Origin of the sequence: Tardiphaga sp. (assembly GCF_044340795.1) — a bacterium.
Taxonomy (GTDB): Bacteria; Pseudomonadota; Alphaproteobacteria; order Rhizobiales; family Xanthobacteraceae; genus Tardiphaga.
The window spans coordinates 1-10,980 of the sequence record NZ_JBIISY010000199.1 but is presented as its reverse complement, the minus strand read 5'-3'; the positions used below and the strand labels follow the sequence as shown (position 1 = coordinate 10,980).

The following is a 10,980-nucleotide window of genomic DNA, read 5'->3' as shown; positions in this document are numbered from 1 at the left end:
CGGGGTCATGATGACCGCGACTGCGTTGTTCGTCACTGTCTCGGTCAGCGCCGAAGTCAGAAAATAGAGGATGAGGATCAACCCCAGCGGTGACAGCGTGGCCAGCCATGGCGAGATTGCGCTGACGATCAGATCTATCGTCCCGATCGCCTCCAACGCGCTGCCGATACCAAGCATTGCGAAGATCAGCACCAGCACGCTGCCGTCGATCGATCGCCACGCTTCCTCGGCATCGACGCAGCGCGTGACAAGGACAATACCGACGCCGACCATCGCCAGCAGCGCGACTGGCAGAACGCCTAGCGCCGCTAGCACGACGACGCCGGCCAGCGTCCCGATCGCGATCGGCGCACGGTGCCGGCGGAAGCGGCGGATATGACTTGTATCCTCCGCGATCAGGTTGGTGTTCGCGCGCAGTTCGGTAATGGCGGCATCGTTTGCCGCGACCAGCAGGCTGTCGGCCGCGCGCAACCGGACACTGCCAAGATCAGGGCCGGGCAAGTGCCGCGCCCGCCCGATCCCTAGGACGCGCGCGGGCAGGTTCGACAGTAAGGGAATGTCGCGCAGCTCACGGCCGAGCGCAGGGTGGGTCGGGCTGATCGTCAGGCCGATCAGTTGCACGTCGTCGCTGCGCGCACTGGCGGCAAGGCGGATCGGGCGACCGACATTCTGCAACCCGACCAGATAGCCTTCGCTACGCGCCAGGTCGTCTAGCTCATCGGCGGTCGCACTGACGATCAACCGGTCGGTGGCATTGATCGTCAGCTCGAGCGACGGATTCCGGTCGACGCGTGTCCCCCGGCGGACCGCGATCAAGCGAACTGCATCACGCCGCAGGAAGGGCAGGTCGGTGATGCGAACAGATTTGCCCAGCACTTCGGGTAACAGCGCAATCTCGGTAAGATAGGGCAATTGATGTCGGTCGGCGATGGCATTGTCGGGGCGCGAGGGCAGCAGCTTCGGTCCGAGCAGCAGCATGGTCGCAACCCCCGCTGCCATCGTCACCAGCCCGACGAGCGTGATGTCGAAGATGCCGAACCCCGGTTGCCCGTTCGCGCGTGCAACGCCGTCGACGAGCAGGTTGGTCGATGTTCCGACCAGTGTCAGCGTTCCGCCAAGGATCGAGAGATAGGACAGCGGGATCAGCAGCCGCGTGGCAGGTATCCCCACTGATCGCGCGAGCCGGCGTACCAGCGGGATCAGCACCATCACGACGGGCGTATTGTTAATGAACGCCGGCGCGATCGCGGCGCCCGTCAGCATTTCTGCAACCGTGCGCCGAGGTGCCTTACCCGCTCGCCGGACGATCAGACTGGCCAGCGCCTCGATCGTGCCGGTACGGACCAGCGCCCCCGACAGGATGAAGAAGGCTGCGATGGTGATCAGCGCGGAATTGGCGAAGGCGGCGGTGACGAGCGGCGGGGTGAGCCAGCCCAGCGCGATCATCAGCGCTGCCCCGGCGACAGCGATGGTGACCGGCGGGAAGCGTTCGAGCGCGAACGCGACGAATAAAGCGACGATGACTACCAGCCCCAATATCGGGCGATGCGCGGCTATGAGCGCCAGCAGGTGGGTCACCGGCGCGGCGTCGCATCGGCGGACGTGGCGGGAATGACTTCGAGGATGATGTCGCCCGCCTCCAGTCGCTCGACCTCGGCTTCCCAGAAACCGTACATGGCATCGCCGCGATAGACGCGGTGTCCGAGGCCGGTCGTTATCGCGCGCAACGCAATGCCGACCTCCGCATCGGTGACCGCCCGTTCGCGGAGCGCGACGCGACCATGGGTCGCCGCGAGATCGGCCATATAGTCGGCAAGATGCGCGCCATGCGTCGATCCGGCAAGCAGCAGCCCGGCGAAACTCGCCGGATTGATGACGGTGTCGGCCCCGGCTTGGCGTGCAATCGCTTCGTTATCCTGCGACCGGATCACCACGCTGATCGGTAGCGTGGGTGCAATCCGGCGTGCGGTGAGGACGATCAGAATAGATGTATCATCGCGACCGGCTGCCACGATCATGGCGCTGGCGGTGGCGACGCGGACGGCCTGCAAGGCGGCATCGCGCGTGGCGTTACCCTCCATGACGGCAACGTCGAGCGCCTCCGCACTGCGCAGCGCGGCAGGGTTCTCGTCGATGACGACGATCGTATCGGGATGGGCACCGCGACGGATCAGCTCGCTTGCTGCTTCCGATCCGCTGTTGCCGAAGCCTGCGATGACGACATGGTCGCGAAGCTGCTTCTGGATCACTGACATGCGCCACCGTTCCCAGACACGTTTGAGCAGGAAATCATATGCGGTTCCCAGAAAGATCAGCCATACGAATAGCCGGATCGGCGTGACGACGAAGGTATCGAACAGGCGCGCCTGCTGCGTGACCGGCACGATGTCGCCATAACCGACCGTCGTGACGGTAATCATGGTGAAGTACAGGATGTCGGCGAAGGTGACCGGCGCACCCGACGACTGGCGCAGGCCGTCGCGATCGAACCAGTGAACCGCCAGCGCGATGCCGATCAGCGCGAATGCCAGCAAAGCCCGCCACGACAGGGCCAACCAGACCGGCGTCCGGCTGCGCCGGTACAGGTGATAGTGTGGCGTCGCGTCGCTTCCGTCCATGGCCGACCAGGAATCAGGTATTGGCGGTCGAGGCGGGATTGTCGCGCTTAGGCGCCTCAAACGTTGCCCAGTCGCCCTCCCCGCCCGGACGGGGCGGCGCTCCGGCGATGCTGTCAGGTTCGCTGATCGCACCGACGCGAACGCGATGGAGATGGACCTTGGCGATCATGTTGGCCGAGATCGGCGCGGTGATGAAGAGGAACAGCGAGATCAGTAGTTCGTGCGCGGTCCAGATCCCGAGCCGCGCCTGAAAATACACGACCGAGGCGAGGAGCAGCGCGCCGAGGCCCAGCGTCGTCGCCTTGGTAGGGCCGTGCAGGCGCTCCATCGTCGAGGGCAGGCGGACCAGCCCCCAGCTGCCGATCAGCGCGAAGCCGGCGCCGAGCAGCAGCAGGACAACAATGGAAATGTCGGCGATAACACTCATTCGACGATATCCCCGCGCAGGATGAACTTGCAGTATGCGATGGTGCTGACGAACCCTACCATCGCCAGCAGCAGCGCCGCTTCGAAATAGGTATCGTTGCCGCCGATCATGCCGATCAGCACGATCAGCGCGATGGCGTTGATGACCATAGTGTCGAGTGCGACGATCCGGTCGCCAAGGGCCGGTCCGTGCAGCAATCGCCATCCGTTGAGCAGCAGCGCGAGCGCGATACAGCCTGCAGCGATGTGGAGTGCGATCCCGATCATGCGAATACCCGTTGCAACCGCGCCTCGTAGCGCTTCTTGATCCGCGCGATTTCCGCCGCTTCGTCATCGACGTCGAGCGCGTGCACGAGCAGGAACCGACCATCGGCCGAGACATCCGACGATACCGTGCCCGGCGTCAGGCTGATCGTGCCGGCCAGCATCGTGATCGCCTCCGGCGTGGTCAGGTCGATGGGAATGACCAGCCAGCGGGCGCGAAGGTCGCGGTTACGGCGAAACAGGATCAGCCACGCCACCTGGAAATTGGCGACCAGAATGTCGAACAGCACGATCACCAGATAACCGACAAGGGCGCGACCGAAGCGCATCCGCGGTCGGTCGGGCCAGAAGGGCTGCGTGAACTTCGGCAGGATCAGCGCAAACACGCCGCCCAGCACGATACCGCCGACGGTGATGCTGTTGGCCATCAGCAGCCAAACGATCAGCAGCATTGCTGACAGCGCGGGATGCGGCAACAGGCGGTTCATCCCGCGCGCCCCAGCACGGCGGTGATATAGCGATCGGGGGCCATTACCTGTCGCGCGGTCGCCCGGGTCTGCGCGGTCACCCACCCGGCGGCAACGGTCAGCACCGCCAGCAACATCAGCAGCGTGAGCGGCGCGGTGAAATCTGCGCGCGACCGTGCAGGCGCAGCGATGACATCGGTGCCGGGCGGTGCCGCCTTCCAGAACAGGGTCGATCCGCTACGCGAGAAACCGATCACGCCGATCAGCGTCGAGCCAAGGATGGTGGTCCAGATCGCACCCCACCACGCGACGGCGAAGCTCGCGTCGAGAATCAGCAGCTTGCCGACGAATCCTGCCAGTGGTGGCAGGCCGACCGCAGCGACGGCAGCGACCAGATAGAGCAGGCCCGTCACATCCTGTCCGGCGAAGCGTGGGCTGGGCGCGATTGCGTCGGCATATTGCCCTCGGCGACGTATCGTCGCGTCGGCAACAAGGAACAGCGCGGCACCGGCCAGCGTCGCCTGTACCAGATAATAGAGGGCGGCGGCCAAGGTCGCCTCCCGCCAGGTCGCGACTGCCATCAACAGCGTGCCGGTCGAGGCCAGCACGGCATAGGCCGCCTGCTCACGCATTCCTCGGGCCACTAGTACGCCGACGAAGCCAAGCACCGCGCCCAGCATCGCGGCGGGCAGCAAATAAGGCGCGGGCACCCATGCTGCCGAGCCGGCCTGGCCGCCGAAAATCAGCGGCACGGTGCGGATCATCGCATATACGCCGACCTTGGTCATGATCGCGAACAGCGCGGCTACCACCGGCATCGTCGCGGCATAGGTGCGCGGCATCCACAGGTGGATCGGCACCACCGCCGCCTTTAGCGCGAACACCGCCATCAGGAGCAGTCCGGCGACACGCAGCAACCCCTGATCCTCCGCGGGGAGGTTCGCGACCCGGACGGCCAGATCGGCCATGTTCAGCGTCGATGTCAGGCCATACAGCAGCCCCAGCGCGATCAGGAACAGCGCCGAGCCGGCAATGTTGATCACGACATAGGCAATCCCCGCCTTCAGTCTGAGCGCGCCCTGCCCGTGCAGCATCAGGCCATAGGAGGCGATCAGCAGCACTTCGAAGAACACGAACAGATTGAAGAGGTCACCGGTCAGGAACGCGCCGTTCAACCCCAATAGCTGGAAATGGAACATTGGGTGGAAATGCCAGCCCTTGCGATCCGCACCGGTGACGATCGCATGTAGCAGCACCACCAACGCCAGCACCGCCGCCAGCACCAGCATCGTCGCGGCGAGCCGGTCGACTACCAGCACGATCCCGAACGGTGCGACCCATGCGCCCAGCGCATAGCTACGGATCGCATCGTCCTGCGCGATGCCGAACAGCGCGCACGCGGCGGCCAGCATCGCGACACAGCCGCCGAGCGACAGGATCAGGCTGAACACCCGGCGACGGCGCATCACCAGCATCGTGACCGGCGCAACGATGGCGGGGATGACGACCGGTGCGACCGACAGATGATCGATCAGCGTCATGCCGCATCCTTCCCAACCGGATCGGGATCGCCGTCGACCTGATCCGACCCGCTTTCGAGAAAGCTGCGCAGGCTGAGGATGACGGTCAGCGCGGTCATGCCGAAGGTGATGACGATTGCGGTCAGTACCAGCGCCTGCGGCAGCGGGTCGGCATGTTGCACGACATCCTTCGCATAGAGCGGCGGCCGGTCGACGATCAGTCGCCCGATCGCGAACAGGAACAGATTGACAGCATAGGACAGCAGCGTGAGGCCGAGCACGACCTGAAACGTCCGCCCGCGAAGCGCCAGATAGATGCCGCCCGCGACCAGCACGGCGATGGTGGACGCGACGAGGAACTCAAGGCTCATGCCTGCTCCTCCGCTTCGGCCTTGGCGGCGCGCTGGGCGACCTGGGCGAGCTGGGCCAAAGCCATCAGCACTGCCCCTACCACGACGCAGGCGACGCCCAGGTCAAACGCCATCGCGGTGGCCAGCTCGAACTCACCGATCAGCGGCAGATGGAAATAACCAAAGCTGCTCGACAGGAACGGCGCGCCGAATGGCAGCGACCCAAGGCCGGTGGCAGCCGCGATCAGCACGCCAGCGCCGATCAGCGCATGTTCGCCGAACTTGCGCCGCTCGTCGGTCCAGTCGAACCCGGACGCCAGATATTGCAGCAGGATCGCGATCGAGAACACGAGCGCGGCGATGAACCCGCCCCCTGGCTGATTATGACCGCGCAGGAAGATGTAGCTGCCGACCAGCAGCGCCAGCGGCAGCAGCAGGCGCGTTGCCATCACGAACATCATCGGATGCCGTTCGGGTGAGTGCCGGTCGTTCGATCGCCATTCCCGCAGTCGTCGTCCGGCGACCCCCCGTGCGGCGGGTTCGAGCAGCGCGTAGATGGCAAGCCCGGCGATGCCGAGCACGATGATCTCGCCCAGCGTATCGAACGCACGGAAATCGACCAGCGTCACATTGACGACGTTGGTGCCGCCTCCGCCCGAATAGCTGTTGTCCCAGTGGAAGCGCGATATGCCCTCGCGCTCCGGCCGGGTCATTATCGCCCAGGCCAACCATCCGACGCCCAAACCCCCCGCCACTGCAATGGCCGCGTCGCGCAGTCGGCGGGGCAGAGCCGACAGGCGCGGCGGATTGCCCGGCAACAAGTGCAGCGCCAGCAGCATCAGCAGGATCGTGACGACCTCCACCGAAATCTGGGTCAACGCAAGGTCGGGCGCGGACAGGTGGATGAAGGCCAGCGCCATGACGAGGCCGATGACGCTGATGAAGATCAACGCCAGATAGCGTCGGCGATCGACCGTGACGACGGCGATGGTGGCGGCAACCAGCGCGAACCAGGCAACCACGGCGACGGGGGATGCCGGGGTCGTCGGGCGCGTACCAGCGTAAATACCGTTCCGCAGTGCCGCCTCGATCCCGAACGCCAGCGCAACCGCAAACAGCATCAGGAGATACCGTTGCAGCGACGCGACATGGATCACGCCCAACAGACGGCGCAGCGCTGCGACGGTCTGTGCCATCGTGGCATCGAACAAGCGCTTGGCATCGGGTGACGGCAGCCGGGTCACCAGCGCCGCGACCGATCGGTAGCGGCTCAGCAGCACGACTGCGACCGCGACAGCGCCAAGGCTCATGAGCAGCGCCGGATTGATGCCGTGCCACAACGCCAGATGCAGTTCGGGGGTCGTGCCACCGGTCACTGCGGCGGCAACCGCCGCGACCAGCGGCCCCGCCAGCGTCATGGGCAGCAACCCCAAGGCCAGCGCCAATAGGCCGAGCAGCGCAGGCGGGCCGAGCAGCAGCGTGCCCGGATCATGGGGAGCCACCACGTCCCCTGTGCGGCGAGCGCCGAAATGTAGGGCGACGGCGTAGCGTATCGAATAGGCTGCCGACAGCAAGGCCGCGATGGTGGCGAGCACGGGCACGAGCAGTGCCTGTCCGCCCAACAACGTGTGCGTGGCCTCCTCCAGCATCATTTCCTTGGAAATGAACCCGCCGAGCGGGGGCAGACCCGCCATTGCGGCCGCCGCCAGTACGCCGAGCGTTGCAGTCAGCGGCATGATGGCAGCAAGCCCACCTAGCCGGCGGATATCGCGCGTACCGGTTTCATGGTCGACGATCCCGGCGTGCATGAACAGAGCCGCCTTGAACGCGGCGTGGTTCAGGACGTGGAACACCGCCGCGCTCACCGCCGCGACGGTGCCGAAGCCCAGTAGCATCACCATCAGCCCGAGCTGGCTGATCGTCGAATAGGCAAGGATCGCCTTCAGGTCATGGCGGAACAGCGCGACGCCCGCCCCGAACAGCATCGTCGCCAGCCCAACGGTCGTCACGATACCGAACCACAGATCGGTTCCGGCCAGCACCGGCCACAGCCGCGCGAGCAGGAACACGCCTGCCTTCACCATCGTCGCCGAATGAAGATAGGCGCTGACCGGCGTCGGTGCGGCCATCGCGTGCGGGAGCCAGAAGTGAAACGGGAACTGCGCCGATTTCGTGAACGAGCCGGCGAGGATCAGGAGCAGGATCGCAGGGTATAGGGGCGAGGCCTGGACCAGATCACCGCGCGACAGGATGGCTGCCAGGTCATAGCTGCCGGCAACCTTGCCCAGCAGCACCATCCCCGCGATCAGGGCAAGGCCCCCGCCACCGGTGATGGTCAGCGCCATGCGTGCGCCCTGCCGCGCTTCCGCCTTGTCGCGCCAGAAGCCGATCAACAGGAACGAGGCAAGGCTGGTCATCTCCCAGAATACCAGCATCAGCAGTACGTTGCGCGATAGGGCGATGCCGACCATCGCTCCTTGGAACAGCATCAGGAACGACAGGAAGCGCGCAGTCGGCTCGGTCGGTTTCAGGTATCCCTGCGCATAGATAACGACCAGCAGTCCGATGCCCAGGATCAGGCCGGCGAACAGCAAAGCCAGCGGGTCAAGCCACAACGCGAAGTCGAGGCCCAGCGCCGGAATCCACGCGATCGTCGTCATCAGCGGACGCCCTGACAGCGCAACTCCTGCCTGCGAGAGCAAGATCACCAGCCCGGCCACGCTGGCCGTCGCAGCAATCAGCATATGGGTGCGGCGAGATGCGCAACGTGCCGCCATCAGAGCGACAACAGCAAGGAAGGGCAAACAGAGGAGGGTCAGCAAGGTCATGGCTGCATCGCCTCGGGCAGCACAGATCGGATTGGGATCATGCCGGCGGCACCAACAGTGAGAGTGAGGCAAAAAGGGGGCTGATCGGGCAAGCCGATACTCCAGGCATAAGGGTTCGTCGTTGGCGGCCCGACCAACGTAAAGAACCTGCCTGCTCCAAATGTAGCGGACACCCAGATGCATTCATTGCATTGCCTCGGACCGATTACAACCGGGATACTATGAAATCCGGCTTTGCGTCATCTACCGTCCGGGCGGTGGCGGGTCGTCGAAAAGCAATTCGAGATTGTCGGCTTCAAATCCGCCCTTGGGGCGCTCGACGAGGGTGAAGCGCCAGCGCTGTCCGCGTCGTTGCTCGGTAAAGCCGGCGCGCTCGGCCGCTCGGACGTGGACGAAGACTTTGGGCTGTTTGTCGTCACGCGAGATGAAGCCCCAGGCTCCGCCACGGTCGAGATATTTGATCGTTCCGGTCGGCATGATGCCTTCCTTCCGAGCTTAGCCCTCCTTGGCGCAGGCGAGGCACATCGCCGTCGCGGCCGTATGATCGAGGCGCCTGGCCTCAATTTCTTCGCCACAGCGCGCACACCAGCCATAGTCGCCGCTGTCGATCCGCATCAGCGCAGCATCGATGCGGCTTCGTTCGGCCTGGCGATGCCGCTGCGCCGCCAGAGCCATCGCCTGTACCTGCATGGCGTCGATCCGCGACAGGCGGCCGACGCTTTCCTGATCGAGCGCGACCGGGGCGCGTGTTTCCTCGGCCGCTGCATCGTCAGCGACGAGCTGATCGCGAAGCGCCAGCAGTTGCCGACGCGGCGCATCGAGGATCGCTGCGTCCCCGGCCATGTCAGCGCACCAGCAATACTGGCGCGCGGACGGTGCGGATCATCGTCGTCGTCGTACTGCCGACGATCAGGGTGCGAAGCGGCGAGTGTCCATAGGCACCCATCACCAGCATCGCGCCGGGATGCGCCGCCATATGGTCGCCGATCACCGCTTCGACCTTGCCGTCACGCAGGACGGGTTCGGAACAGGCGGGCAGCGTGGCTGCCGCTGCGTCGAGCTGATCGCGATGCTTGCTATCATCCGGCCCCGCCATGACGAGGTGGACCGGCAAACCGCCGAACAACGGCGAGGTAGCGACGTGACGGACAGCACGGCAGGCGGCCGGGCTGTTGTCGAACGCGATCACCACCGCGCCAGGTGCCTTGGCTTCGCGCGAGGCGATCAGCACCGACTTGTCGCTGGCGCGCACGACCCGTTCGACCTTGGAGCCGATATGGTCGGTCGCGAACTCGCCTGACGCGCCGCGCTTGCCGATGGTGACCAATTCAGCATCGGCTTCACGCTCGACGATCGTCTCCACGATTCCGCCATGCAGATGCATGGACGCGACCGTGATGCCCTGCTCCTTCAGGCGGGCACCGCCTGCGTCCAGCAGGATGCGTCCTTCCTCGATAGCAAGACGCCCCGCCGCTTCCTCAATGCGGGTCAGCTCTTCCAGCAGCTCGCTTTTGACGCCTAGGCCGATCGCGCCGCTATGGTCGTTGCGCGATGCTACGGCATCCTTGCGCTGGACGACGTGTAGCAGCTCGACATCGGCACCGAGCCGGGTAGCGGCCCAGGCCGCCAGATCGACGACGCTGGTGGCGTAAGTGGATGCGTCGATGCAGGCCAATATGCGGTTCATAAGCCCTCTCCTTTAGTGGGCGCCGAGCGCTGCTTCGGCGCCTGGCTTGTCATGGACGGCGAAGCGATCGACCATCGTCGCGCTCGCCTGATTGAGGCCGATGACCTCGACATGGGTGCCTTCGCGGCGGAACTTGAGGATCGCCTTGTCGAGGCTCCCCACCGCCGAAATATCCCAGAAGTGCGCGGCGGTCAGGTCGATGACCACATTGTCCAGCACCTCCTTGAAGTCGAAGGCGTCTGCGAACCGTTCGGACGAGGCGAAGAACACCTGACCCGAGACACGATAGGTCCGCGTCCTGCCGTCCGCGCTCAGCTCGGTTGCCACGTCGAACAGGCGCTTGACCTTGCTGGCGAAGAACAGCCCAGACAGGATCACGCCTGCGACCACGCCCTGCGCCAGATCGTGCGTCGAGACGACGACCAGTACCGTCACCAACATGACGACGGACGACTGCCACGGATGGCTCTTGAGGTTCCTGATCGATCCCCATGAGAAAGTGCCGATCGACACCATGATCATCACCGCGACCAGCGCCGGCATCGGGATGCGGGCGACCAGCGGCCCCAGTACGACGATCAGGAACAGCAGGAACGCGCCCGACACGAAGGTCGAGAGGCGGGTCGAGCCGCCCGACTTCACGTTGATGACGGACTGTCCGATCATCGCGCAGCCACCCATCCCGCCGAAGAAGCCGGTCAGGAAATTGGCGATGCCCTGCCCCTTCATCTCGCGCCGCTTGTTCGAGGGCGTGTCGGTCAGATCATCGACGATCTGCGCGGTCATCATCGATTCCAGCAGGCCCACCGCCGCCATCGTC

General features: G+C 65.1%; 12 protein-coding genes. All 12 read right to left on the bottom strand.

All coding sequences use genetic code 11. The annotated features are described in order from the left end of the window. Window positions 1-1,578 (bottom strand): SLC13 family permease (locus ACIQ17_RS25140; RefSeq protein ID WP_398471992.1); only part of this gene is annotated, 1,578 nt, incomplete at its 3' end. Next, window positions 1,575-2,618 (bottom strand): TrkA family potassium uptake protein, encoded by a 1,044-nt coding sequence (locus ACIQ17_RS25135; protein ID WP_122129162.1) that lies wholly within the window; start codon window positions 2,616-2,618, stop codon window positions 1,575-1,577. The genes ACIQ17_RS25135 and ACIQ17_RS25140, both read right to left, overlap by 4 nt. Before the next feature lie 13 nt (window positions 2,619-2,631). Further along, complete coding sequence (locus ACIQ17_RS25130) at window positions 2,632-3,045, bottom strand: Na+/H+ antiporter subunit G (protein ID WP_122129161.1); 414 nt, start codon at window positions 3,043-3,045, stop codon at window positions 2,632-2,634. Further along, on the bottom strand, window positions 3,042-3,311 hold the full coding sequence (locus ACIQ17_RS25125; RefSeq protein ID WP_122129160.1) for a K+/H+ antiporter subunit F: 270 nt from the start codon (window positions 3,309-3,311) through the stop codon (window positions 3,042-3,044). Before ACIQ17_RS25125 ends, ACIQ17_RS25130 begins: the two co-directional genes overlap by 4 nt. Beyond that, complete coding sequence (locus ACIQ17_RS25120; protein ID WP_122129159.1) at window positions 3,308-3,796, bottom strand: Na+/H+ antiporter subunit E; 489 nt, start codon at window positions 3,794-3,796, stop codon at window positions 3,308-3,310. Before ACIQ17_RS25120 ends, ACIQ17_RS25125 begins: the two co-directional genes overlap by 4 nt. Beyond that, window positions 3,793-5,316 carry a monovalent cation/H+ antiporter subunit D gene (locus ACIQ17_RS25115; protein WP_122129158.1) on the bottom strand — a complete coding sequence of 508 codons (1,524 nt, stop codon included), beginning with the start codon at window positions 5,314-5,316 and terminating at the stop codon, window positions 3,793-3,795. The genes ACIQ17_RS25120 and ACIQ17_RS25115 overlap by 4 nt, the downstream gene beginning before the upstream one ends. Next, window positions 5,313-5,666: a Na+/H+ antiporter subunit C gene (locus ACIQ17_RS25110; RefSeq protein ID WP_122129157.1), complete on the bottom strand. Its 354-nt coding sequence runs from the start codon at window positions 5,664-5,666 to the stop codon at window positions 5,313-5,315. Before ACIQ17_RS25110 ends, ACIQ17_RS25115 begins: the two co-directional genes overlap by 4 nt. Beyond that, entirely contained in the window at window positions 5,663-8,473 is a 2,811-nt protein-coding gene (locus ACIQ17_RS25105) for a monovalent cation/H+ antiporter subunit A (protein WP_122129156.1), read from the bottom strand. The genes ACIQ17_RS25110 and ACIQ17_RS25105 overlap by 4 nt, the downstream gene beginning before the upstream one ends. A 243-nt stretch (window positions 8,474-8,716) precedes the next feature. Continuing rightward, complete coding sequence (locus tag ACIQ17_RS25100; protein WP_122129155.1) at window positions 8,717-8,950, bottom strand: cold-shock protein; 234 nt, start codon at window positions 8,948-8,950, stop codon at window positions 8,717-8,719. Window positions 8,951-8,968: 18 nt separating this feature from the next. Then, complete coding sequence (locus tag ACIQ17_RS25095; RefSeq protein ID WP_234831430.1) at window positions 8,969-9,316, bottom strand: TraR/DksA C4-type zinc finger protein; 348 nt, start codon at window positions 9,314-9,316, stop codon at window positions 8,969-8,971. A 1-nt stretch (window position 9,317) separates the two neighbouring features. Beyond that, window positions 9,318-10,160: a universal stress protein gene (locus ACIQ17_RS25090; protein WP_122129154.1), complete on the bottom strand. Its 843-nt coding sequence runs from the start codon at window positions 10,158-10,160 to the stop codon at window positions 9,318-9,320. 12 nt (window positions 10,161-10,172) lie between these two features. After that, the coding region (locus ACIQ17_RS25085; RefSeq protein WP_398471989.1) for a SulP family inorganic anion transporter at window positions 10,173-10,980 on the bottom strand (808 nt) is incomplete at its 5' end.

Coding starts and splice junctions, on each gene's coding strand:
- ACIQ17_RS25125 (WP_122129160.1), bottom strand. CDS start 3,311: ATGATCGGGATCGCACTCCACATCGCTGCAGGCTGTATCGCGCTCGCG.
- ACIQ17_RS25135 (WP_122129162.1), bottom strand. CDS start 2,618: ATGGACGGAAGCGACGCGACGCCACACTATCACCTGTACCGGCGCAGC.
- ACIQ17_RS25100 (WP_122129155.1), bottom strand. CDS start 8,950: ATGCCGACCGGAACGATCAAATATCTCGACCGTGGCGGAGCCTGGGGC.
- ACIQ17_RS25110 (WP_122129157.1), bottom strand. CDS start 5,666: ATGAGCCTTGAGTTCCTCGTCGCGTCCACCATCGCCGTGCTGGTCGCG.
- ACIQ17_RS25120 (WP_122129159.1), bottom strand. CDS start 3,796: ATGAACCGCCTGTTGCCGCATCCCGCGCTGTCAGCAATGCTGCTGATC.
- ACIQ17_RS25105 (WP_122129156.1), bottom strand. CDS start 8,473: ATGACCTTGCTGACCCTCCTCTGTTTGCCCTTCCTTGCTGTTGTCGCT.
- ACIQ17_RS25095 (WP_234831430.1), bottom strand. CDS start 9,316: ATGGCCGGGGACGCAGCGATCCTCGATGCGCCGCGTCGGCAACTGCTG.
- ACIQ17_RS25115 (WP_122129158.1), bottom strand. CDS start 5,316: ATGACGCTGATCGATCATCTGTCGGTCGCACCGGTCGTCATCCCCGCC.
- ACIQ17_RS25130 (WP_122129161.1), bottom strand. CDS start 3,045: ATGAGTGTTATCGCCGACATTTCCATTGTTGTCCTGCTGCTGCTCGGC.
- ACIQ17_RS25090 (WP_122129154.1), bottom strand. CDS start 10,160: ATGAACCGCATATTGGCCTGCATCGACGCATCCACTTACGCCACCAGC.